At 34.8% G+C, this 25,323-nt stretch carries 15 protein-coding genes and 1 pseudogene; 12 read left to right on the top strand and 4 right to left on the bottom strand.

Features of this window, described 5'->3' with window-relative positions; all coding sequences use genetic code 11:
* Positions 1-301 precede the first annotated feature (301 nt).
* The 5 genes from OD917_RS10985 (at position 302) to OD917_RS10965 (ending at position 7,347) form a co-directional block, all read left to right on the top strand.
* Positions 302-3,130 carry a TonB-dependent receptor gene (locus OD917_RS10985; RefSeq protein WP_263523572.1) on the top strand — a complete coding sequence of 943 codons (2,829 nt, stop codon included), beginning with the start codon at positions 302-304 and terminating at the stop codon, positions 3,128-3,130.
* An 80-nt stretch (positions 3,131-3,210) separates the two neighbouring features.
* A complete protein-coding gene (locus tag OD917_RS10980; RefSeq protein ID WP_263523571.1) occupies positions 3,211-4,737 on the top strand; it encodes an SGNH/GDSL hydrolase family protein in 1,527 nt (508 codons plus the stop codon).
* 235 nt (positions 4,738-4,972) lie between these two features.
* Entirely contained in the window at positions 4,973-6,484 is a 1,512-nt protein-coding gene (gene atpD / locus OD917_RS10975; protein ID WP_263523570.1) for a F0F1 ATP synthase subunit beta, read from the top strand.
* An 83-nt stretch (positions 6,485-6,567) separates the two neighbouring features.
* Positions 6,568-6,849, top strand: a complete 282-nt coding sequence (locus OD917_RS10970) for a F0F1 ATP synthase subunit epsilon (protein ID WP_263523569.1) — start codon at positions 6,568-6,570, stop codon at positions 6,847-6,849.
* 228 nt (positions 6,850-7,077) lie between these two features.
* On the top strand, positions 7,078-7,347 hold the full coding sequence (locus OD917_RS10965; protein ID WP_263523568.1) for a hypothetical protein: 270 nt from the start codon (positions 7,078-7,080) through the stop codon (positions 7,345-7,347).
* A gap of 31 nt (positions 7,348-7,378) precedes the next feature.
* On the opposite strand, the gene OD917_RS10960 is transcribed toward OD917_RS10965, so the two are convergent.
* Positions 7,379-7,510, bottom strand: a complete 132-nt coding sequence (locus OD917_RS10960; RefSeq protein ID WP_263523567.1) for a hypothetical protein — start codon at positions 7,508-7,510, stop codon at positions 7,379-7,381.
* A gap of 5 nt (positions 7,511-7,515) precedes the next feature.
* Between OD917_RS10960 and OD917_RS10955 the strand changes: the two genes are divergently transcribed.
* From OD917_RS10955 to OD917_RS10930, 6 genes and pseudogenes are all read left to right on the top strand, one after another.
* Positions 7,516-7,935, top strand: a complete 420-nt coding sequence (locus tag OD917_RS10955; RefSeq protein ID WP_263523566.1) for a hypothetical protein — start codon at positions 7,516-7,518, stop codon at positions 7,933-7,935.
* Between the two features lie 171 nt (positions 7,936-8,106).
* Positions 8,107-8,745, top strand: a complete 639-nt coding sequence (locus OD917_RS10950; protein ID WP_263523565.1) for an NAD(P)-dependent oxidoreductase — start codon at positions 8,107-8,109, stop codon at positions 8,743-8,745.
* A gap of 77 nt (positions 8,746-8,822) precedes the next feature.
* A pseudogene (locus OD917_RS10945) lies at positions 8,823-9,958 on the top strand (aminotransferase class I/II-fold pyridoxal phosphate-dependent enzyme).
* A gap of 105 nt (positions 9,959-10,063) precedes the next feature.
* Positions 10,064-10,927: a TraB/GumN family protein gene (locus tag OD917_RS10940; protein WP_263523564.1), complete on the top strand. Its 864-nt coding sequence runs from the start codon at positions 10,064-10,066 to the stop codon at positions 10,925-10,927.
* A gap of 7 nt (positions 10,928-10,934) precedes the next feature.
* Complete coding sequence (locus OD917_RS10935; protein ID WP_263523563.1) at positions 10,935-11,438, top strand: RNA polymerase sigma factor; 504 nt, start codon at positions 10,935-10,937, stop codon at positions 11,436-11,438.
* A complete protein-coding gene (locus OD917_RS10930) occupies positions 11,428-12,042 on the top strand; it encodes a hypothetical protein (RefSeq protein ID WP_263523562.1) in 615 nt (204 codons plus the stop codon). The genes OD917_RS10935 and OD917_RS10930 overlap by 11 nt, the downstream gene beginning before the upstream one ends.
* A gap of 45 nt (positions 12,043-12,087) precedes the next feature.
* Here OD917_RS10930 and OD917_RS10925 read toward each other — a convergent pair whose 3' ends face one another.
* The 3 genes from OD917_RS10925 to OD917_RS10915 form a co-directional block, all read right to left on the bottom strand.
* Entirely contained in the window at positions 12,088-15,168 is a 3,081-nt protein-coding gene (locus OD917_RS10925; RefSeq protein WP_263523561.1) for a T9SS sorting signal type C domain-containing protein, read from the bottom strand.
* A gap of 122 nt (positions 15,169-15,290) precedes the next feature.
* Positions 15,291-20,342 carry an Ig-like domain-containing protein gene (locus tag OD917_RS10920; RefSeq protein ID WP_263523560.1) on the bottom strand — a complete coding sequence of 1,684 codons (5,052 nt, stop codon included), beginning with the start codon at positions 20,340-20,342 and terminating at the stop codon, positions 15,291-15,293.
* Positions 20,343-20,749: 407 nt separating this feature from the next.
* Entirely contained in the window at positions 20,750-21,232 is a 483-nt protein-coding gene (locus OD917_RS10915) for a regulatory protein RecX (RefSeq protein ID WP_263523559.1), read from the bottom strand.
* Between the two features lie 282 nt (positions 21,233-21,514).
* Between OD917_RS10915 and OD917_RS10910 the strand changes: the two genes are divergently transcribed.
* The coding region (locus OD917_RS10910) for a beta strand repeat-containing protein (RefSeq protein ID WP_263523558.1) at positions 21,515-25,323 on the top strand (3,809 nt) is incomplete at its 3' end.

Raw genomic sequence — 25,323 nt, 5'->3', positions numbered from 1 at the left:
TTAAAAGTTTAAAAATGTTAAAAAAGCGAGATTTAGGTCTCGCTTTTTTTTATTATCAGAAATTTTTTTCTGGATATGTATTTTTGTGAAATTTTCAAAAATTTGATTAAAAATTATATGTATGCATAGTATATTGATTTTTCTTCTGTATTTCTTTGTTTTTATTTTAATAAATTCAATTGATGAATAGTTAAAATATTATGCGAAATGATGAAAAATATCAATTTTATTTAACGTTTTTTTATGCATATTAAAATATTTGTGTATTTTGGCTACATATACTAACGAAAAAACTACCCAAATGAGAGTCTACTTGCTAATTATGTTGTTATTCAGCGGAATATCTTTTGCGCAGAATACAATTACAGGTTCGGTTACAGATGGTACCAAACAGTCTATTCCAGGAGCCAATGTTGTTGTTGTTGGAGAAAATAGTGGTACTTCCACTGATTTTGATGGTTCATTTAAATTAACGACCAATTCTAAATTGCCTTTTTCGATAAAAGTTTCGGCAGTAGGATTTGTGTCTAAAACAATTAGTGTGACATCAGCAAATCAGAAGTTAAGTGTTATTTTAACAGATGAAGAAAACAAATTAGATGAAATTGTAGTTTCTGCATCAAGAATGCCAGAGAGAGTTCTGGAATCTCCAGTGACAATTGAAAGAATGGGGGTTCAGGAAATCAAAAAAACGGCTTCACCTTCTTTTTATGATGGTTTAGAAAATATGAAAGAGGTGCAGATGAATACTAGTAGTATGTCATTCAAGTCCATCAACACTAGAGGATTTGCAACTGTTGCGAATACTCGTTTCATGCAGTTGGTAGACGGAATGGATAACTCATCTCCTTTATTGAACTTTGTTTTAGGAAATATGATTGGGGTTTCGGAAGTTGATGTTCAAAGTGTGGAATTACTTCCAGGAGCATCTTCGGCTTTGTACGGTGCAAATGCATTTAATGGAATCTTATTCATGACAAGCAAAAGTCCGTTTACAAATCAAGGTATTTCAACTTATTTTAAATACGGAGCAACTTCGCAAGAGGCGGCAGGCACAAATGGGTTTTATGATTTTGGTATTCGATTGGCTCATGCTTTCAATAAATATTTTGCTGCAAAAGCCAACTTTACCTATATGCAGGCTACAGATTGGTACGCAACAAATTATGATGATAAAACAAGAGGCGGTCTAAATAGAACAGATCCTAGTTATGATGGTATAAATGTATATGGTGATGAGGCTTCGACAAACATTAAAGGTGTTGGTTTGAAGCTTGAAGCAATGGGATTAATTCCAGCTGGTGCATCTAACCTTTTACCGAATTCAACTGTTAGTAGAACGGGGTATAACGAGATTGATTTAACAGATAATAAAGCCGCGAATAAGAAGGTAGATTTCTCTTTACATGGAAGACCTTTTGGAGACGAAAGATTGGAAATTATCTGGCAAAGTAAATTTGGTACAGGTAATGCAGTTTATCAAGGTGCCAACAGATATTATTTAAATGACTTTTTTATGCAGCAACATAAATTAGAATTTAAAGGAAAAAACTTTTTCTTAAGAGGGTATATGACTGCAGAAGATGGAGGACATTCTTACGATATGGTTTTTACAGGTATTAACGTAAACAGAAAATGGAAAGATGATAATACTTGGTTTGGTCAATATGCTGGAGCTTATATTCAAGGAACTTTAGCAGGTATGACACCAGAACAGGCTCATGCGGCAGCTAGAGCTACAGCGGATACTGGCCGTTTCTTGCCAGGAACACCTGAGTTTAAAAATGCATTTAATCAAGTTATAAGTGATCCAGATGTTCTTAGCGGATCAAGATTGGTTGATAATTCTAAAATGTATCATTCAGATGCAAATTATAATTTTAGAGATATTATAAAATTTGCCGAAATTCAAGTTGGAGGTTCTTTCAGAGCATACGAACTTAACTCGCACGGAAGAATTTATACAGATGCAAATAGCCCAATTAACTATAATGAGTATGGAGCGTATGCACAATTGATGAAAAAATTTATGGATGACAGATTGAAGTTTACAGGATCTCTTCGTTATGATAAATCTAAAAACTTTGATGGTAATTATTCTCCACGTTTGTCTCTTGTTTATTCAGCAGGAGAAAAGAGAAATCATAACTTCAGAGGATCTTTTCAAACAGGTTTTAGAAACCCGACAACTCAAGATCAGTATATAGGGTTTAATATTGGAAATGCGGTATTGCTTGGTTCTGCTCCAGATAACTTGGTTAGATTTAATGAAACTTTTACTCTTAGTGCAGAAGGTCAGGCTTATGCAGGAAGCGCAACAAAAGTTATGAATGGAAATGACGCTTACGGAAATTCATATTTAGCAAGTTCTGTAACGGCATTTTCTGCAATGGCAGGAAGTGATCCTGTAGCAGCGGCTGCGTTGTTAAAGAAATCAAGAGCAAATTATGTGAAACCAGAAGAAGTAAAAGCTTTTGAATTAGGTTACCGTTCTATTTTTGAAGGTACATCAGTAGATATCAACGGATACTATAATATATATAATAACTTTATTGGTAATCTAAATGTAGTTTCTCCTTTCTATGGAACTGCTCAAGATAATCCAAATATTGCGGCAGGTGTTTCTGATCCAGGTGTTCAGTCAATCAGAGCGTTACAAAATGGCGAATATAGAGCATATCAATTATATACCAATTCAGATGTAGAAATACATTCATTGGGATTTGGTGTGGGACTTTCTAGAAAAATAATTGATGATTTCGAATTGGGACTAAATTATAACTATGCTCAATTTGACTTTGATCAGGATAAAGATCCGAGTTTCGAAGCTGGATTTAATACTCCAAAACACAGGATTAAAGTGTCTCTTGGAAATGATAAATTATTTAAAAACTTTGGATTTAATGTAAGCGGAAGATGGAATAGTGAATACGAATGGCAATCTAGTTTTGCTGACGGCACAATCAAATCTGCAACTGTAATCGATGCTCAGATAAACTATGGAATTCCAAAATTAAAGTCAGTTGTAAAATTAGGAGCGGCTAATATTGGCGGCAAAGAGTACTACCAAGTTATTGGAGCTGGATTAATTGGACAGCAATATTTTGCTTCTTGGACTATTAATCCATAATTGTTAATTCTAAGTCAAATTCATTATTGATGTTTCTGAATGTATAATTTGGAAACAGATAATTATAAAAATATTAAGTTATGATAAAAAATTTTAAATGGCTTTTATTGGTTTCGTTAACCTTTATGGCTTGTAATAGTGATGACGATGTGGCTCCAGTTGTGGAGTCGTCTGATGGTAAACCCTTGACTGCGGGTAGTGCTGATTTTTCAAAGTATGTTGCTTTAGGTGACTCTTTTGCTGCAGGATTTAGTGATAATGCCCTATTTATAAAAGGACAAGAAGGAGCTTATCCAAATGTTTTGGCACAGCAGTTTGCTTTAGTGGGGGGTGGTGAGTTTAAAACGCCTTTCGCAAATGACAATATTGGAGGGTTATTACTCGGAGGAAATGTTATAAGTGGGCCACGTCTGTATCTTAACGGTACGCCAGTTCCAGTTGTAGGCGTGCCAACAACTGAAGTTACAGCACATTTATCGGGAACATTTAATAACTTAGGAGTTCCTGGGGCTAAAAGTTTTCATTTGCTAGCTCCTGGTTATGGTGATGTTGCTGGAGTTGCCTTAGGAAAGGCAAATCCATATTTTGCTCGTTTTGCATCGAGTGCAACAACAACTGTTTTGGCAGATGCTTTAAGTCAAAATCCTACTTTCTTCTCGCTTTGGATTGGAGGAAACGATGAATTGGGTTATGCAACTGCTGGTGGAGATCCTGCTGTGAACCCTTTAACGCCTCCTGCAACTTTTGAAGCAGCATATAAAGGCTTGGTTGCTCAGCTTGTTGCTGGCGGAAGAAAAGGAGTTGTTGCTAATCTTCCTAATATAACAACTCTTCCTCATTTTCATGTAATTGTTTATAATCAGCTTACTCAAGCAAATTTAACAGTTGAAGGAGTTAATATGGTTGCAGCTTTAAATGCTCAATTATATGGTCCTTTGCATAATGCGTTAGCCTATTTAGGACAAGGAGATAGAATTAAGCTTTTGTCTACAACAGAAAATAATCCGTTATTAATAGTTGACGAAAATTTACCAGATCTTTCTGCAAATCTAAAAGCGGTATTAATGGGCGGTGGATTAGATGCGACTACTGCTACGGTAATGGGGCAGATTTTTGGAAAAGCAAGACAAGCGGTATCTACAGATTTAATTTGTTTAGGTGCATCTTCTAGAATAGGTAAAGCTCCAAGTGTGCCAGCAGACGGAATTGCTTCTCCTTCTCCTTCTTTGTCACAATTAGGAATTACTTTTCCTTTGCCAGACAGATATGTTTTATTGCCTTCTGAAGTAGATGAGATAGAAGCAGCCACAATAGCTTATAATTTGGTAATTGAGGCTGCGGCAGAAGCAAATGGTTTGGCTTTTGTTGATGCTAAATCGCTTATGGATCAATTAAATTCGCCAAATGGAATTACGGCAAACAATTTTACATTAAAATCAACATTTGTAACTGGAGGTATGTTTTCTTTAGATGGAGTTCATCCTTCTCCAAGGGGTTATGCTTTTATTGCAAATAAATTTATAGAGGCAATTAATGCGAAATACGGTTCAAACTTAAAAGGAGTTAATATTGGTAATTATCCAATTTTATTTCCAGCTACATTATAATTTAAAGCTATTTTTTAACTTTAAAAACCGCTCATTTTTAAGATGCAGCGGTTTTTCTTTTAGTAAAAAAAATGCTGTTTTTGTTATTTTTTAGGCAAGTTTTATGAATCAAACAAAATCATGGTATTTTTTATGAAAAAAAAATTGATTTTATATTTTAAAAAATTATCTTTGCGCTCTGAAAAAAGAGGTATTTTCGATAAACCTAAATAGCTATTTAATAAATACATAAGTAATGTCAAAAGTAATAGGAAAAGTTGCTCAAATCATTGGACCAGTAGTAGACGTAGTTTTCAACGGTAAAGATGTTGAACTTCCAAAAATTTATGATTCACTAGAAATCACTAAAAAAGACGGAACTATTTTAGTTCTAGAAGTACAATCTCATATTGGTGAAAACACTGTTCGTACCATTTCTATGGATTCAACAGACGGTTTAAGTAGAGGATATGAAGTAGTTGGAACTGGAAATCCAATCCAAATGCCAATCGGTCCAGATGTATATGGAAGATTATTTAATGTTGTTGGAGATGCCATTGACGGTTTAGGCGAATTGCCAAAAACTGGAGAGAACGGTCTGCCAATTCACAGACCAGCGCCAAAATTTGAAGAATTATCAACTTCATCTGAAGTTTTATTTACAGGTATCAAAGTAATCGATTTGATCGAGCCTTATGCAAAAGGAGGAAAAATTGGATTGTTTGGTGGTGCAGGTGTTGGTAAAACAGTATTGATTCAGGAGTTGATCAACAATATCGCAAAAGGTCACGGTGGACTTTCAGTATTCGCTGGAGTAGGTGAAAGAACACGTGAAGGAAATGACTTGCTTCGTGAGATGTTAGAGTCAGGAATTATTAAATACGGTGATGATTTCATGCACTCTATGGAAAATGGAGGATGGGATTTATCTAAAGTAGATATGCCAGGAATGAGAGAGTCTAAAGCTACTTTCGTTTTCGGACAAATGAATGAGCCACCTGGAGCTCGTGCACGTGTGGCACTTTCAGGATTATCTATCGCTGAGTACTTCCGTGATGGAGCTGGATCAGACCAAGGTAAAGACGTATTATTCTTCGTTGATAATATCTTCCGTTTTACACAAGCAGGTTCTGAGGTATCAGCACTTTTAGGACGTATGCCATCTGCGGTAGGTTACCAACCAACATTAGCAACTGAGATGGGTGCTATGCAAGAGCGTATTACATCTACAAACAAAGGATCTATTACATCTGTACAAGCGGTTTACGTTCCTGCGGATGACTTAACTGACCCTGCGCCAGCTACAACTTTCGCGCACTTAGATGCTACAACTGTATTGTCTCGTAAAATTGCTGAGTTAGGTATCTATCCTGCAGTTGACCCGTTAGATTCTACTTCAAGAATTTTAACTCCACATATCTTAGGAGATGAGCACTACAACTGTGCACAAAGAGTTAAAGAAATTCTTCAAAAATACAAACAACTTCAAGATATCATCGCGATCTTAGGTATGGAAGAGTTATCTGAAGAAGATAAACTTGCAGTATCAAGAGCTCGTCGTGTACAACGTTTCTTGTCTCAGCCATTCCACGTAGCGGAGCAATTTACAGGTATTCCAGGTGTATTAGTTGATATTAAAGATACTATCAAAGGATTTAACATGATTATCGATGGTGAGTTAGATCACCTTCCAGAAGCTGCTTTCAACTTGAAAGGTTCTATTCAAGATGCAATCGAAGCTGGAGAGAAAATGTTAGCTGAAGCTTAATATAAATTATGAATTATGAGTTATAAATTATTGAGTTTCTGCTCACTTATAACTCATAACTTATAACTCATAACTCAAAAAAAATGATTTTAGAAATAGTATCACCAGAGGCAAAATTATTTTCGGGAGAGGTAACTTCGGTTAGCTTACCAGGAGTTAATGGAAGCTTTCAGATTTTAAATCATCACGCGCCAATTGTTTCTATCTTAGAAGAGGGAACAGTTAAAATTGCAGCTCCAAGCTTCAATTTTTCTAAAGAGGCAGCTGATAAATTTACGAGAGTTAATGACCAAACTTATACTTTAGAGATTAAGTCAGGAACAATCGAAATGAAAAACAATAAGATAATTGTATTAGTTGACTAAGACAATTTTAGAATAAGTAAAAAGCCAGACAATTATTGTCTGGCTTTTTTTATGATTTAAAATGAAAGTAAATGTTTTTGTAATTGAATACTTTTTTGATCTTAGCTATAAGTATAAATTTTATTTGTCAGAAAATTAACAAAATATATTAAAACACATTATTAAATATTGTAATATTTTACTGTATATATATTAAGTTTGTAAATATATTAACATTAAAAAAATAGTATGAAAAAAGTTTTTTTAGGAATGCTGCTGATTACATTAGGTTTTGGGACAATGTCTCTAACCACAAGTTCTGATAATGTTATTAAAGCTTCAGTAGAAGCTGCAAATGTCGTAGTTGGCCCAACATACACAGCACCTTGGTTGGGAGTCTGCTGTGAGTCGCCACTTACTGCAATTGAGCGCGATATTGCAAAACGTGGCTATCCTGCGACCACTCAATATACTATTAATAGTACAACAAGTAATACAGTGACTTACACAATTAATTAAATTGTTTAAAATTTAGTTAAGTAAATATATTTTAAAGCCAGATTTTAAAGTCTGGTTTTTTATTTTTGGTAAATGGAAGAACTAGAATTTGATCAATTGATTTATGTTTCGAAAAGGCCTTTTTGGCATTTTCTGATTGCATTGCCATTATATTATTTTTCAATTTCAATGGTTTTTAAAACCTTGGATCTCTTTTCTTCAGGAAAAATGATTGAAGCACTAAAATTTATATTGGCAACATTTTTTATGTTGATCTGTGCGGCAGGATTGACTTTTACAAAAAGAGTTTATACAAATGCCAAACTGAAGACAGTTAAATTTAATTTTACTCTGTTTAAGATTCCATTATGTAAAGATTCTGTTTTTGAAAATGTAGAATACATATCGGTATATAAAAATTATTCAGATCGCGATTTTGAAATATATATTTGGTTATCTGAAACAAAGAAAAAGTCGATCTCTGTTCATTTAGATTTGAAATCTGCATTTAGTTATGCATTAAAAATAGCAGATGGTTTGAAGGTTAATTTACTCGATGCTACTGAGAAAGGAAACTTTAAATGGGTAGAAAAAGAAAAAATACAATAAATTGTAAGTCAGACGTTTTGTCTGGCTTTTTTATTTCATTACTTTTGAAGTATTAAAATCTCTTTATAAAATATTTGATCAATAGTAAAAGTTCAGTAAGCTTTTACAGTTTTGCTTCATAGTTAGAAAATGAAGCATAATTTTCTATGTCAAATTTTATAAAGAATATATATGAAAAATATATTAAAAGTCGCTGTTCTTGGCGGCGGCGGAAGAACTGGAAAATATCTTGTAAACCAGTTATTAGAAAACGGATTTAGTGTAAAACTACTATTAAGAAATCCAGACGAATTTACTATTCAAAATTCAAAAATAGAAATTATCAAAGGTGATGCTATTGATGAAGAATCTATAAATGTATTGCTTCAAGATTGTCAGGCCGTATTGAGTACAATTGGACAAAGGCCTGGAGAGCCAATGGTGGCAAGTCAGGCGACGAAGAATATTCTGAAAACTATGGACAAAAATGATATTCAAAGGTATATTTTGCTGGCTGGACTGAATATCGATACACCATTTGATAAAAAAAGCCCAAAAACAATTATGGCGACTGATTGGATGAAAACGAATTTTCCTGAAATCCAAAAAGACCGACAATTAACCTATGATCTTTTGGTTGAAAGTAAAATAGATTGGACACAAGTTCGAGTTCCATTAATCATTTTTTCTGATGAAACTGCTCCAATCTCTGTAAACTTAGAAGATTGTTTGGGAGAAAAAATTTCGGCTTTTGATATTTCGAAGTTTATAGTGAAAGAGATGGTTGAATCACATTATATCAGACAATCGCCTTTTATTAGTGCAATTTAATCTTAAATTTATACAGCGGATCTTAATAGAATCCGCTGTATTATTTTGTTGTAATTTCAATTGCATAACTTTGTTTTATGAAAATACCTGAAAATCTTAACCTGAAAATCGAAAATAGAAAGGAGAATAATCTTTTTAGGAAACTACCTGTTTTTACTAATCTGGTAGATTTTTCTTCAAACGATTATATCGGATTTTCTAAGTCAGAAATTATTTTCAAGCACACTCATGCTTATTTACTGGAAAATGAAACGCTGCAAAATGGAGCAACGGGTTCAAGATTGATTACAGGAAACCATTCTCTATATCAAATTGCAGAAAATTATATAGCTCAATTTCATGATACAGAAGCCTCTTTAATTTTTAATTCGGGGTACAATGCTAATTTGGGTTTTTTTAGCGCTGTACCGCAAGAAAATGATGTTGTTTTGTATGATGAATTATGTCATGCTTCAATAAAAGATGGAATTGCAATGTCGAGCGCTCAATCGCACCATTTTATCCATAATGATATTGAAGATTTGGAACGACTTATTCTTAAATTTCTAAAGACGAATATTTACATTGTTACAGAAACTGTTTTTTCGATGGATGGTGATAGTCCGAATCTCGAAGAACTGATTCAGCTTTCAGAAAAGTATCATTGTTATTTGGTCGTTGATGAAGCTCATGCTTTGGGTGTTTTTGGAGAAAAAGGAGAAGGCATGACGCAGTATTTACAATTGCATAATCGTTTTTTGCTCGAATAATGACTTTTGGTAAAGGCTTAGGATGTCAAGGTGCGGCAGTTTTAGGATCTGTAGAGCTAAAAGAATATCTTGTGAATTTTGCAAGAAGCTTTATTTTCAGTACAGGTTTGTCTCCACATTCTGTTGCAACGATTTTTATAGCTTATCAGCAATTAGAAATTGAAAAAGAAACGAGAGAGAAGCTTCGCCAGAATATCGTGTTTTTTAATCAGCAGAAAAATTTGCTGGGTTTAAAACCAATGTTTGTTCACAGTAAATCTCCAATACATTCTGCTATAGTTCCGGGAAATGAAAATGTAAAAAAGCTAACGCAGGAACTGCAAGATAAAGGATTCGATGTGCAGGCGATTCTTTCGCCAATTGTTCCAGAGGGTCAGGAGCGCCTTCGTTTTTGTATCCACAGTTATAATTCGCAGGAAGAAATTAATCAGGTTTTAGAACTAGTTAGAGACTTTGTTTTTTAAATTCTGATTTTCTAAAACTTAAACTTGAAAAAAGAATAAATTTTTTTGTAACGTTTCGTTTATTCGATTACTTACAAGCTGTAATCAAATAAACCATATTAAATCATGAAAACCAGATTTCAATTTATAGTTACAGTTCTTGCATTCTTGTTTGTTTGCACTATTTCGGCCCAAACAAAAACTCCAAAACTTGAAAATTCTCTCCTTTGGGAGGTTTCAGGAAAAGGACTTCAAAAATCTTCTTATTTGTACGGAACGATTCATATGATTTGTTCGAAAGATTATTTTTTATCTGAAAAAGCCAAAAGCGCTTTCGAAAAATCAGATAAATTATTTTTAGAAATCAACCTCACAGACCCAAACGAAATGAGCCAAATGCAGCAATTGGCAATGGGAAAAGAGCCGTTGAGCAAAAAGCTGACTCCAGAACAGCTCGCTAAACTAGATTCAATTTTAAAAAAGAGTACGGGTATGTCGGTTCAGCAAGTAGATAGTTTTAGTCTTTTGACTGTTTTGAGCTTGATTTCCATTAAAAGTTTTGGCTGCACAGATTTAAAGTTTTATGAAATGGAATTCTCGGATACTGCTAAAAAAAGAAATGTTCCTATTGCGGGATTAGAATCTGTTAAATCTCAATTTGAAATTCTTGAAAATGCTTATTCTAATGATGAAATGCTGACGCTTTTAGAAGAATCTACTGCTGAAGAAACGGTTGAATTGGTTGATGCTTATAAAAATGAAAATATCGAAGCCATGTATGCAGTTAGTACAGATAAACGATTTACAAGTGAAAAAACTAAAAAGCAGATTCTTGATAATAGAAATCTAAATTGGGTAAAGCAAATACCAGAGTTAATAAAGCAAAATAGTGTTTTTATCGCTGTTGGAGCAGCACATTTAGGAGGTGAGTATGGAGTTATTAATTTATTGAGAAAAGAAGGATATACTGTAAAACCTGTAATGAATTAAATCTGTTTTGAAAGAGAAAGAACATGAGTTTTTAAATCGGATAGAAATCCATAAAGGAATTTTGTATAAAGTTTCTAAGATGTATATGGATAATTCTGATGACCAGCAGGATTTGTTTCAGGAAATTGTATGCCAACTCTGGAAATCCTATGAGTCTTTTCGAAATGAAAGCCAGTTTTCGACTTGGATGTACAGAGTTGCAGTAAATACGGCAATTGTCTTCCTGAAAAAAGAAAAACGGAAAGTAGATAAATATGAAATTGCTTCGGAGAATGTCAAAGATGATGAAGGTGATTCTCATATAAAAGAAAGTCAGTTGGATCATTTTTACAAAGCGGTACAGAAACTTGAAAAAATAGATAAGGCCATAATTTTTTATCAGTTAGAAGGTTTCTCTCATAAAGAAATCGGAGAAAACTTAGGTATTTCTGAAGGAAATGCGAGAGTAAAACTGAATAGAGCCAAAGAAAAATTAAAAGAAATTATAAAAAATCAGGGATATGGATTTTAACGATATACAAAATGCATGGAATAACGATAAGCCAGAAAATGTTATTCTGCCAAAAAACTTAGAGAAGATCCAATCGGCTAATATGCCATTAGATAAAATCAGAAGAAATCTTAAAAATGAATTTGTTTATCAAATACTATCCATGTTTTTTCTTGGGACTATTCCGTTGATTTGTCATTTTAATGCACAAATGTTTTTTTTATACTATTTAATTTATAGCTTGTTCTTGGCAGTTTGCGTTTATTATTTAGTGAAGTTATATTTCTTTTTTAAAAGGTTGAATGCAACAACTTTGAAAACAAAAGACAGTTTGTATGAGACTTATTTTGATATTAGACTAAATATGGAATTGTATAAAACATTTGGTTTTTCGCTTACTCCCTTTTTGGTTATTTATTTATTAGGATTTTATTTTTACGGTCTTTCTAAGACGTCGGGTTTATCAAATTTTGAATTTTCTAACGGACAATTAATAGGTTTCTTTGCAATTGTTGTTTTTACAGTGCTGTCTATGGGAATTTCTTTAGAATGGTGGGTTCAAAAGTTTTATGGAAAATATGCCAAAGAGATCAAGAAGGTAATTGACGAATTGAAAGAAGAATAAAAAAGAAAACCCATCATTAAGATGGGTTTTTTTATAGCTAAAATATTAATGAAGTATAATTTTCTTTTTCGAAATATAGCCATTTTGAAGATTGGCTTTTACAAATAAAACCTGATTTCCTGTTTGTAAATTAGAAATAAGTAATTCAGTACTATTGATTTTCTTTTTGCTAAAGATTTCTTGACCAAGGACATTGTAAATAACCACATCATTAATCGATTCTTTTGATGAAGAAACTTTGATTACTTTGTTTTTTACAGAAACTGTTATTCCATCAGAAAGATTTTCAAACTCTTCATTTCCTAGAGTTTTATTGGTGTACTTAAGCGTAAAACGATCTGTGAAAGTTCCGATAGCCGTATTGAAAGTATAATTTCCTGCGCGAAGATCGGTTACCGTTCCCGCTGTCTTGTCTTCCAAGTAAACTTCTTGGGTATCAAAGAATCCGTCTGCCTGGTCAATTGCGATTGTCATATCTCCCGCAATGGCCGATTTGTACCCCAGCGGAATCACTTCGGTATTGTCAAATGGAAGCGCACGTCCCTGGATCGTCAGTTTCTTTGTTCCGTTGATGGTGTAGAAGTCAACATAAGAATTTGATCCCATCGTTGCCGCATCATAGTTGACGTCAATATCGTTCGTTGCTCCCTGCGCATAGCCAAGCAGAACCTGTTTGTAGGCCCCTTCGGTATTGCTCAGAGTCATCCAAAGGCGGTTCTTATCCACACCTTCTGTTTTTGCTGTTTTGTAGAACTGTGTGTTATTGCCGTCCACACGCATCAGATTGGTGAAGTTCAGAGTCGCAGTGGTCGGCTTGCAGATGAAACCCTGTCCCGCCGCAATGTATCCCTGGAACTGCTGTCCGTCAAGCTCTGCTCCTCCGGCACCTCCCAAAAGGTTGAAGACTGCAAAATCTGCACTGGCGTAAGTGTACACATTGCTTCCAGCCTGTTTTGTCGGAGTCGAGTTATGCGTCCATAAATACAGAGCTCCTAAATCGGTATTGGCATTTATTAGAGCCACTGCATCAATAGCTGAAGGATAAGGGTTACCCACAAGGTTCCATTTCCCTTGAGAAACCGTTGCCGGTATGTCTCCGTTGTTTGGAATTCCTGTAAACAGTCCTGTGAAAACTGAAGGACTGTTGATGTCAAAAGTCTGAGGGGCTCTTATGCTGAATCCTCTTCCTATTGTCATATCCATTTTTCCGTTGTAATCGATCACCCATTTTAGATCGGAATCATAATAGTAGTATTTGTCATAAAGGGTGTTTGGCGAGAAATCGTGCATGGTGAAGTTTGATTTCGTAACTGGGGTTGACCAGTATGTAAGATCATATCGGCGCACTGAAGTTTCTCTTTTGTAGACAATCTCTCCGGTGTTGACCGCATTGGTGGTCTGGATAAGACTTGAGTTGTTTTCAAATATCAGCTGTCCGTTTGTTGTTACTGCATTTGTAATTCTTAAGGTTATCCCTGTATGAATTGTAACAATAGCACCAGAATTAACAGTTAAAGCACACATAGAAGTGCTTGCTGTAAAAGGTTGATTTGGTGTTGTTGATGCAATAATAGCTCTTTTGGTCAAATCTGGAACACCACTTGACCACGCTGATCCGTTCCAAGTAGTTGTAGATTCATTGCTTATTGTTACGCTAGATGTAGTTTGTGAATTACAACCGCCAACACTCACTCTAAACGCATAAGATCCAACAGCTAAATTTGGAACTGTAAACGTGGTTCCGCTACCATTATAAGTTGCAGAAGCAGTTCCAGTTTGAGTTATCTGCCAAGTTCCTGAAGCTGGAAGATTAGTTAAATCAATGCTTCCTGCGCTAGGACAGGTTACATTATGAGTTGCACTTATAGTGGGAGGTGCAAGTAAAATAGTAATAGTAGCATTATTATTGCTGTAATCGTCTCCCGAAATATCTGTAACGGTATTTAAAGAGGGATCAGTTCCTGTAACTGTTGCCGAATTGACAATTCTTCCCGCTGTAACATCTGCCGCAGTAATGGTATAAGTTGCAGTTATTGTTGCCGTTTGATCAACTGCTAGAGAAGAAATTAAATTACTCGAAAATACCATTCCAGGCATCGGATCTGAAACACTGATATTCGTAATTGGAACTTGTCCAGTATTTTTTATATCGAAATTATAAGTTATTTGATCACCTACTTTACCGCATGATGATAATGTAGCTTTTTTGATCATACTTAAATCAGCAATTTTTAGAGAACTTGTATTGAAAGCAATAAAAGCGCAGTCTGAACTTCCAGAAAAGGAAACTACAAAACGATCAACTTGTGCTGCATTTGCTGAAGTAATACCGAATGCACTCGTTTCGATTCCTAACATTCTAATATCTCTTGTTGATGCAGGCGTATAAGCCATAACACCATCAGTCGCTCTAAATAAATCTAAGCTGTAAGTTCCGATAACCGAAACAGAACTAAAATTGACAGATAGCTGATTACCCACAGTATTTCCTGAAGCATCAACAAATTTAAAAATGTCTGCAGATGACGCTCCTCCTGGATCTGCAACCTGAGTAACAATTATATCTGGAATATTATCGTTTATTCCAACTAAATTTAAATTATTTGTTCCAATTTTAAATTCTGAAGAACCACTTGGAATATTTGCGATTCCTGTTCCAAGGCTTAACCCATTATTGCCATCTGTAAGTCTTGATGCTCTTTCGCTTCCAGTTGATGCAGCTCCAGCTAATGGAGGAGTTAAGGTTGCGGCACTTGCCGATCCATCTATCATTGAACCTTGCAGAAAATAGGTGATTGAATTTACTCCTAAAGTTTGAATTTTCAAAGCTCTAAAATTTTGTGCCTCAAAAGTTACAGCGTTAGCAGTTAATTTGCTATCATCTACACCTGTTGAAAAGGTTTTTCCTCTCCACTCAAACGCTAGTAAATTATTGACATTATCAGGACGGTTTCCTACACCTGTTGCAGCATTGGAAGTCCAGTAATTGGTTCCGCTTTTATTCCAGTCTGTATGAATTCTAGTGATAGTGTTACTTTGACTAGTTACTTTTAAAGATATCAGAAAAACGAGAATACTAATTTTTTTTAATAAAGAACGAGAATTCGATGGCTTTTTTGTGCTCATGAAGTTGGTTAAGATTAGTTGATAAAGGGTCTGTTTTTTGGTAAGCTTTTTTTGTTATTATTGTTTTGATATGTGAAAATCCGACAGTGATTAATTGCCGGATTTTTATTATATTAATCTCATTAGTTGAAAATTACTTTTTTCGTGACCGTATGGCCATTTTCTAAAATAACTTTTACCAATAATACTTGATTGCTTGATTGTAAATTACTTATCTGTAATTCGCTTGAATCGATTTTACTTTTGTTGTATAACAACTGACCTCCAATGTTATAAATCTGCACTTCTTCTATATTTTCAGAAGAGGTTACTTTTATAACTTTTGATTTTACAGAGACTAAAACACTGTTTTCAAGATTCTCAAAATCATCAGTGCCTAAAGTTTTATTCGTGTATTTAAGAGTAAAACGATCTGTAAAAGTTCCTGTAGCCGTAGTGAAAGTATAATTTGAACTACGCAAATCAGTTATGATTCCGGTTGTTTTGTCTTCTAAATAAACAGCTTGTGTGTCAAAAAATCCGTCAGCGTGATCAATAGCAATTGTAAATTCGCCAGCAATAGTTGTTTTATATCCTAACGGAATTACTTCTGTATTGTCAAATGGAAGTGCGCGTCCTTGAATTGTCAATTTTTTAGATTCATTAATACTATAAAAATCAACATAAGTATTACTGTTTAAAGTAGCTGCATCATAATCAATATCCCATCCGTTTGTTGCGCCTTCTGCGTATCCTATTAAAGTTTGTTTAAAGGCACTTTCGCTATTTTTAAAATTTAGCCATAAACGATTTCTTTCAGAGTTTCCAGTTGTTTTAAAGAATGTTTTATTATTTGCTTTAAGACGTAAGTCATTTGTAAATAAAACAGAACTTATCGTTGGTTTTACAAAGAATCCCTGACCAGCTGCAATATATCCTGTTGGTGTAGTACCTCCCGAATTTGCTTGTACTCCACCCATTTTACTATAGGTTGCAAAATCGGCACTGTCATAGGTATACACATTACTTCCTTCTGCTTTTGATGGAGGTGTATTGTGTGTCCAAAAGTATAATGCTCCTAGACCATCATTATTTGAAATTAAATCGTAAGCATTTATTGCAGATGGGTATGGATTTCCAATAAAGCTCGATTTTCCAGCTGCTAGGCTAACAGAAATATCTCCATTATTAGGCGTTCCATAGAATTGTCCTGTAAAATCAGCCGGTGTATTTATATCAAAAGTCTGTGGTGCTCTTATATTATAACCTTGTCCAACACCCATAACCATTTTTCCGTTGTAATCGGTGATCCATTTAGAATCCCAATAGTAATATTTGTCATACAAGGTGTTTGGCGAAAAATCATGTAATGTAAAACTTGGATTATCTACTGGTGACGACCAATAAGTCAAATCATAACGAGTTACATTTATAGTTCTTTGATATTCAAAAGCAGTTGTTTCTCCACTAAACATAGTTTTACTAGTTGAAGTCTGAAGAAGTGCTCCCCCACTTTGTATAAGTAGTTTTGCACCTGTCCCAACAACGATATCCTCATCAACAGTCAATGTTACATCAGTTGGAACTGTTAGCGTATATCCAGCATTAACAGTACAAGAACAAACTGAAATGTCTGAACTTAATGTGGTATTCCCGTTAATTACAAGAGTACTTCCGCTTGGAATAGTTCCTGTTCCGTTATAAACAGCATCAGTTTTTATAAAGTTGAATCCAAGATTGGCATCTCCACCATCTTCTCTTAAACGAATTTCTACCCTTGAATTACTGTTTAAAGCATAAAGCTGTCCAGAATTTACTAAAAAAGAAGCATTATTCCATCCGTCTTGAGAAAATATCAAAACATCATCGATATAAATTTCAACTGCATCATCATGATTGCTATGTTCTATTTGATATTGTCCGCAAACAAAACCTTTACGTTTGTAAACCGTTGTAAAGTTATCATTTGGTACTTGAGCTCCTTCCCAGATTGTTGCAGAAGAAGGAGATTTATCTCTTGTCCAATAAGCAGTTGAGTAAATATTTAAATGCGGATCAACATAATTTCCAGCATATCTAACGTTTGTCAAAGTTAAATCATTACCAACATAACCATATACATTCCAAACCTTATCTCCGTATTGAGTTGGGTCACCTTTAGGTAAACCAAAGTAGAAAGTAGTTCTTGAATCGCCTCCGTCTTCATAGTATTCAAGTACAAATTGATGATCACCAACAGTTAAGTCAGATGTGAAATAATCGTTTACATAACCGTGTCCATTCCATCTTGCAAAAACTTGTACCCCATCGATATACAGTCTAATACCATCATCGCTTCCTAAGTTAAAACCATATAAACCTGCTTCAGTTATTGTTGCAGTCATCTTATATCGTACAAAAAATCTATCTGAAGGAGCAGTATCGCAGGCAAAATTTGTAGTTACGCCAGAAATAGCACCACTTCCATTATTTCTATCAAAGTTTTTACTTTCAGTTACAGTTCCGATATAAGTGGCAATACTGCTGCTTGGTAAAGCAGGGAAAGTAATATTTGGCGGTAAAGCTACATTATCTGCTATTTTATAAACATATCCATTCCAAAGATTTGCTCCAAAAGCAACTTGATCTCCAGTTGGCGCACATGGCGGAGTAGTCACATTAACCGTTACAGTTGTAGTTGAGTAATTTGTACCATTTGAAATTGTATATTCGAATGTTGCAGTTCCTGTAAAACCAGGTGTTGGTGTAAATGTAATATTTGTTGTTCCATTAACTTGTACAGTTCCTCCAGTTGTTGGTTGTGTTGCTGTAATTGATGCTAACGGAGTATAATTTTCGTCGTTTGATAAAATCGGAATATTAATAGCTGTGTTCGAATTTGTAGATGCCGTATCTGGATTAGCAGTTATTAAGTTTGAGGGTTCTACAACACCGCTAAGAGTTGGTCCAACTTCTCCACCATAATCATTTTTTATATTGAAATATCCATTATAAAGATTTGATACTGCATATGGATAGATTCTGATGTAAAATGTTTGATTAGTGCTACTAGAAACAGTTGTTCCGGTAGGGAAGTTTAGAGTTACTGTCGTATCGGTTCCTTTTACCGTTGCTGTTGCGCCTAATAAAACTGTACCATTGTCAGCGAAAGTTGGGTCTGTAGAATAACGCACTTGGATCATAGATGCTCCTTCATTATTTGCGCCATTTCCATTCCCGTTTCCATTTCCATTCCCGTTTCCTGCAGGAGAGAAATAGATGAATTTGAATTGTGTAAGTGTCAGTTTGTAATTCGCTTTAGGCGTAACACTCATCTGAACATATCTATTGTAATCAATTGCTGTTGAGCCATTATTTTGCAATCCACTTAGATTAAAGTAATTGTTATAGATACCCATACTCCAGTTTGTGCCAGTTATGGTAAGATCATTTCCAATTATATTAGAATCTGTAACTACAGCTTTTGGCTGTTGCAACGCACCATTCCAAATAATTAATTTTGGACTAAGTTCAGTAACATATACTACAACAGTTGCAGTAGAAGTCTTAGTTCCGTTAGTTAAAGTGTACGTAAATGAAGTGGTTCCTGTGAAAGCTGTTGCAGGTGTAAAAGTAAAAATGTTATTATTTCTAGTAACAGTTCCTGCAGCCGTTGGAGGCTGTGTGAAAGTTATAGTTGCACCAGCTGTATTTGTGTCATTTGTTAATGGATTAAATGAAATAGCTCTTTTTTCTTGTGTAGTAACAATATCGTCATTTGCATTTAAATCAGTTGGGTCGTATTTTAAAACAGTTCCGGTAATTGTAGGAACAGTACCAGAGCTTTTTGTATTTGTATTTGCTAAAAATATTGGAGAACCATTATCTGTATTAGATTTCAATTTATAGCCATAAACACGCAATGTCAATTTTTCGCCAGCGTACAATGTGATGTTAGATAAATCTAAAGATTTAGTTACTTTACCAGTGCTAGTTGCTTCGTCAATAAGTAAATTGCTTGTAGCAAAATTATCTTTAGAATAACGCACTTGATATCTTTGAACGTATAGATTACTGTCGCCATTGTAAGTAAAATTGAATTTAGACAGTTTAACTTTATAACCTGTTTTGGCAGATGCTGTTAATTGGAAATATTTGCTTTCGTCAATGCTAAATTGCGTTGGCCATGAAGTCCCCTTAAACCCTTCATCATTTAAAGCTTGTAGAGTTATACCAGACCCACCTGTCAAATTATCTGCGCTAACTGCATCTGTAGAGGCGTAAATAGTTGGTGTAGTTGTTGTTGTGCCTTCCCATTTTATTAAATCAGATATTACAGGTGCTGTAACCGTTACATTTACTGTCGCTGTTGAAGTGTTTGTTCCATCTCCAATAGTATAAGTAAAAGATGTTGATCCTGTAAAACCAGTTGCCGGTGTAAATTTTATTGTATTATCTGAATTTACAACTGCAGTTCCGTTTGCTGACTGAGTTGCAATTGCTACTGATGATATCGGACTGTTAGCCTGAATGTCATTAGCCAAAACATTAATAAAAGTAAAATTGTTTTGAATAGTTGTTGCAGTATCATTGTATGCTTGCAAAGTAGGAACGTAAGCACTTACTTTTCCATTTATAGTTGGTACTGTATATGTACCGCCAGAATTAATGTCTGTATGTGAACTCATTAATGCCCATCTAGCATCACTCCATCCAGTATTTCCTCGGTCGTACGCATAAAAACGAATGTACATTGTTTCACCAGGCAGAACAACAACTCCTGTTGGGAATGATAATGTTACGTTGGTTTTTGATGAAAGTACTGGACTTTGATCATCTAGCAGTAATGTTCCGTTTGAAGGGAATGAGCTGTCTTTAGAATATCTTACTTGATATTTTCTTGGCCCGCTACTTCCGTCATAAGTGTTATATGCATATTTTAAAGTGGCTAAATCTATTTTATAACCAGCATTTGCCGTAACAGAAATTTGAATGTATTCTGATGAACTGATAAAATTTCCAACAGGCCAGTTTGTTCCAGTAAAACCAGCATAGTTAAGTGTAGTCAAGTGCGTTCCAGACATATTAGCTGAGGTAATATTCGAAACTAAGACGTTTGGAGCGAAACCACTAGGTTGATCCCACTTTACTAAATCAACATTTTGAGCTAACGCAAAAAAGGGCAATAAAAAAAATAAAAGTAGAGTTCTCTTCATGTTAAATGTTTTCTATCAGTTTGTTATGCTGGCATAAGATTTTGAGCCGTCGCAAAGATAGATACATCTACGAGCAGGGAATAGTTAGGGTTTTGATAACCTATATATAATCGATGAATTGTTAAAAAACTCGATGAACTACATTAAAAATTTTAATATTAGTCAATATTTCTTATAAAATGTTAAAAAATATTATAAGAATAATCGTAAGAAATGAGGTTTTTTTTAGACTGTTTTTTGAGATTTTAGACTAAAAACGTCAGATTTGCTATAAATTCCGCAAAATCGGAATAATTTATAACCAAAAGTTGTTTTAAGAAATAGTGGAATTTTATTGTAATTTTTAAGATCGATATGTTTGATTTTAAAAGAGTTATAATAGAAGCTTTTTTGAAATAAGAATAAATCTAATTTTCTTCTAATTCTTTCACTTTTTCATAAACCAAATTACTTTCAAAACCCCTTCGTAGCATGTAGTCACAGAACTTTTTACGCTTTTTTAAAGTATCACTTTCTGACAAATTATTCCAGCATCTTTCAGCAAGGTTTTCAAAGGTTTCAAAATACTCTTCAGACGAAATTTCCTTTAAAGCCAAAGTGACGTTCGTCGAGGAAATGTTCCTTGCCTTAAGTTCGTTTGTAATTCTAATTTTTCCCCAACTTTTGATTCTGTGTTTGCCTCTTGCGAAGCTGCATGCAAAACGAGTTTCATTTAGAAAATTCCCCTCGATCAGTTGTACGACAATACTTTCAATCTCATCGGGCGTCATTTTTAGGCTATATAATTTTGCGATAACTTCTTCATGACATCGTTCTTGGTAGGCACAAAAATGTTCAAGTTTTTGTAGCGCTTCTTTGGGAGTAAAAGTGTTATTCGTCGGTTTTTTCATGCGTTTTAACGTTTAATTGTAGTAATTGTCAATTAGTTGTAAATTAATTCTAAAATTTGTTAAGAAATAAACAAAAGAAATAAATTATAACCTTGCGTGTTAGGCTAATTTAAATATTTTTGTATGTGATTTTAACAGTTTCAGATTGGCCTAAAAGTCAACATTTTAACATTCTGATTCAGGTTTAAAATTAGAAGTTGTACTTCTCTTTTGAGAAGAAGAAATGCCATTTTCTGCTTTTTAGCAGCCCAAAAACAAATTTAATACAAATACCTACTTCATATGATGAGAAAATTACTTTACTCGTTTTTATTCTTCATTCTTTTGCATTCAACTAGTTTTGGACAGAAAATCTGGACTGGAACAACAAATTCCAATTGGAATGTGGGATCAAACTGGTCGCCTGCTGGAGTGCCTACTGGCACGGATGCAGTCCAAATACCGAGCGGTTCTCCTGTAGTGACTTTAAGTAGCAGTTGTTCTAGTATTACTTTTACAGGTAATACCGGGGATTTATCTGTTGATTCAGGAGTAACTCTTACTACAGGAGTTATAACGGTAAATTCATCGAATAGCAGTAATAGGGATATAAATATTTTAGGATCAGGTACTTTGTCTGCAAGTTCAGTTGTAGTTGGTTTAACTGCTACAACGCCATCAAGTAACCGTACTACAACTTTGACATCTACAATTGCTAATTTTAATATTTCAGGTAATTTAACATTAAATAGTAGAAGAACTAACGGCGGTGGCGGTAACAATATTTTAAATGATGCTGGTTTCTATTTCGAAGAAGGAACATTAGACATTAATGGTCAAATTACAACAGTAAATCAGCACAGTAGTAATACTAGTACATTTAGTATGGCAACTGGAGCTCAACAATCTGGGTTGCTTTTGTTAGGAAATGCTAGTCCATTTAGTAGTTTGAGCGGTACGGGAACAAATACTATTAATTTGAATGGTAGTAGTGCAACAGTGAATTATGATCTTGGTGGGGCGCAAACTGTTTACACAACGCCCTATAACAATTTAATATTATCAAATAGTGGAGTTAAGACATTTGCTGTTACAACTGTAAATAATGATTTAACTGTAACAGGCACAGCTTCTGCAACAACTGGTGCAAATTTGGCCGTATCGCGAAATTTGGCCGTTAATTCAGGTGCATCTTTTACAATAGGATCAAATTATACATTAGGAGTTACTGGAACTACAACAGTTGGAGGAACTTTAGCTTTTAATGGTACCGGGACAAAAACATTTACTGGTGATGTAACTATCAATTCTGGAGGTACTTGGAATGAAACAGGAAATTCTACAATGAGTTTTGCGGGAAATCTTCAGAATAATGGGACTTATACTGCTACAAATACAAGCGCACATAATTTCACAGGAGCTTCTAAAAGTATAAGCGGATCATCTTTAATAACAATCCCATCTGTAGCTGTATCAGGAACATATACAAACAATAATACAAGTGCGTTAACAATTTCAACGACTCTTTCAGGTGCAGGTACATTAACAAATGCTCCTGGATCAACTTTGAATATTGGAGGTACAAGTTCAATTGCGGTTGCAAATTTAATAAATACAGGAACTTTAAATCTTAATACTACAGGAACTATAACTGGAATTACGAATAATGCTGGAGGTACGGTTAATTTAAATAGTTCAGGGACTATTACTTCTTTTAACAATGCAACAGCAACTAGCCAGCTTAATATAACTGCATTGACTGTACCTACAATTACCACATTAACAACGACAGCAACTGGTAATACAGTAAATTATAATGGAGCAGGAAACCAAACGATTAAGGCTAATACTTATAGTAATTTAACGACTTCAGGCAGTGGTACTAAAACTTTGGGAGGAGCGACAACTGCTAATGCTAATGTAACTATTGGCTCAGGAACGACTCTAGATGTATCAGCTACTAATTATGCTCTTACTGTGGGAGGTGATTTCACTAATAGTGGGACGTTTACACCAAGAGCAGGAACAGTAACATTAAATGGAACGGGTCAATCTTTCAATGTTACTAACTTTTATAATCTTGTATTCTCAGGAGGAGGAACAAAAACTTTCCCAACTTCAGCGGTTGCAATTTCAGGCAATCTTTCAATTGCTTCTGGAACTTTGGCCAACTTAAATACCAATACAGGACATACGGCCGTCACGTTAACGCTTAATGGTACAGGACAAAATAATGGCTCTTATGGAAGTACAGTTAGTGCGGCAACTTTTAAAAATGGTACTTACTTTGGCACGAGCGCAGCTGGGATATTAAATGTAAGTACAGCAAGTTGTATAGCAGGTTATTGGACTGGTGCTACCAGCACAGATTGGAATACAGCGTCAAACTGGTGTGGAAATACAATACCAACCGCTACTACAGATGTTGTGATTCCATCAGGAACAACATATCAGCCTACAATTGCTGCATCAACAACAGCTTTGACTAGAAATCTAACTATCAATAGTGGTGCAACACTAACGATGGCTAATAGTACAAATGCTTTGTTAAATGTAAGTGGGAATTTTACAAATAGTGGAACATTTACTCCTGGAACAGCAGGAACAGTAACTTTCAACGGAACAAACCAATCAACAAATGTTACTAGCTTTTATAATTTAGCAATCTCTGGTTCAGGAACATTAACTTTTACTGCGACAACGAATGTGGCAGGACTTTGGTCTGTTTCTAAAGGTGCAAAAGCAGCATTAGGATCTTATTCGCATACTGCTGGAATATTGACTTTAGCTGGTGTTGGGCCTTTAACTTCGACATGGGGAAGTACCTCTTCAAACCCAACAGCAGCAAATACAAATGATACTTTTTTCTCCACAGGAAATACAGGTAGAATAACGGTTTCGGGTACACCACCTTATCCGGCAATTGACAATAATTATGCATCTTATGGTTCTACTGGACAAGTAACCGGTGTAAAAGGTGAGTACGAGGGATTATTAACTTTAAGTGCTCCTATTGGAAGTATTTTCATCAATGTGAAATTTGCAAGTTATGGTCTTCCAAATGGAACAGCACCAAATTTTACTATTGGTTCATGTCACGCATACAATAGCCGTTCTGTAACTACTGACTTATTAGGTAATACATCTGCAACAATTCCTTCATCAGGTTCTTATAATGCAACATTTGGAGATCCTTGTTATGGAATTGAAAAGAAATATTATGTTGTTGCAACTTATTCTACTCCTATCTGTGCAGGAACAAATCCTGGGACTATTACAGGATCTACACCAACAGGAGGTAATGGCTCTTATAGCTATTTATGGGAAGTAAGTACGACTAGTGCACTTACTGGATATACTGCCGCTCCTGGTGTAAATAATGGAAAAGATTATACGATTACAGGAACAGTTAATCAAAAAACTTTTTATAGAAGAACTGTTACATCTGGAATTTATTCGGATGAGACCATTGTTATCGTAGTTACGAATACTTTGGCAGAAATATCAGCTCCAACTTCTGCATCAACAACTGCTAGTACTATTTGTGCGGGTACACCAATTACATTAACTGTGAATGGAGGTAATATGGGAACAAATACAGGAGGGTATGCAGAATGGACTTCAGGAAGTTGTAACGGTACATTGGTAGGAAGATCAACATTGGCTAACGGTTCATTTACAGTAACTCCGACAGCAAATACTACTTATTACGTTAAATATAAAAATGCATGTGGAGAGACTGCTTGCGGAACTCCAGTTGTAATAAACAATACAACTTCTGTTACAGTTACACCAGCTACACTTAGCTCTACTATGTGTCAGCCTTCTGCTATCACTAATGTAGCAATTGGTTATTCAGGAACTACTGGAAATCCAGTAAATTACAGTATCGCTTGGGATGCTGCTGCAATTTCTGCTGGATTTGCAAATAAAACGAATGTTGTGCCTAGTCCAGGCTTTACTGCTGCAGGTGGAGCAGGTACAATTTCTAACGCTATTAATGTACCTGCGAATGTTGCCGCTGGAACATATACGGCTTCATTTAGTGTTAGTAGCGCAAGTTGTACTAGCTTTGGTACTACCATAACTGTAGTTGTTAATCCAAATCTTCC

The sequence above is a fragment of the Flavobacterium sp. SH_e genome (assembly GCF_025717045.1).
GTDB lineage: Bacteria > Bacteroidota > Bacteroidia > Flavobacteriales > Flavobacteriaceae > Flavobacterium.
This window is presented reverse-complemented; position numbering and strand designations above follow the sequence as displayed.

What these genes read in the sequence shown, in the direction of transcription:
- OD917_RS10970 (WP_263523569.1), top strand. Translation starts at nt 6,568, where the DNA reads ATGATTTTAGAAATAGTATCACCAGAGGCAAAATTATTTTCGGGAGAG.
- OD917_RS10950 (WP_263523565.1), top strand. Translation starts at nt 8,107, where the DNA reads ATGAAAAATATATTAAAAGTCGCTGTTCTTGGCGGCGGCGGAAGAACT.
- atpD (WP_263523570.1), top strand. Translation starts at nt 4,973, where the DNA reads ATGTCAAAAGTAATAGGAAAAGTTGCTCAAATCATTGGACCAGTAGTA.
- OD917_RS10930 (WP_263523562.1), top strand. Translation starts at nt 11,428, where the DNA reads ATGGATTTTAACGATATACAAAATGCATGGAATAACGATAAGCCAGAA.
- OD917_RS10985 (WP_263523572.1), top strand. Translation starts at nt 302, where the DNA reads ATGAGAGTCTACTTGCTAATTATGTTGTTATTCAGCGGAATATCTTTT.
- OD917_RS10955 (WP_263523566.1), top strand. Translation starts at nt 7,516, where the DNA reads ATGGTTTTTAAAACCTTGGATCTCTTTTCTTCAGGAAAAATGATTGAA.
- OD917_RS10915 (WP_263523559.1), bottom strand. Translation starts at nt 21,232, where the DNA reads ATGAAAAAACCGACGAATAACACTTTTACTCCCAAAGAAGCGCTACAA.
- OD917_RS10980 (WP_263523571.1), top strand. Translation starts at nt 3,211, where the DNA reads ATGATAAAAAATTTTAAATGGCTTTTATTGGTTTCGTTAACCTTTATG.
- OD917_RS10920 (WP_263523560.1), bottom strand. Translation starts at nt 20,342, where the DNA reads ATGAAGAGAACTCTACTTTTATTTTTTTTATTGCCCTTTTTTGCGTTA.
- OD917_RS10925 (WP_263523561.1), bottom strand. Translation starts at nt 15,168, where the DNA reads ATGAGCACAAAAAAGCCATCGAATTCTCGTTCTTTATTAAAAAAAATT.
- OD917_RS10965 (WP_263523568.1), top strand. Translation starts at nt 7,078, where the DNA reads ATGAAAAAAGTTTTTTTAGGAATGCTGCTGATTACATTAGGTTTTGGG.
- OD917_RS10940 (WP_263523564.1), top strand. Translation starts at nt 10,064, where the DNA reads ATGAAAACCAGATTTCAATTTATAGTTACAGTTCTTGCATTCTTGTTT.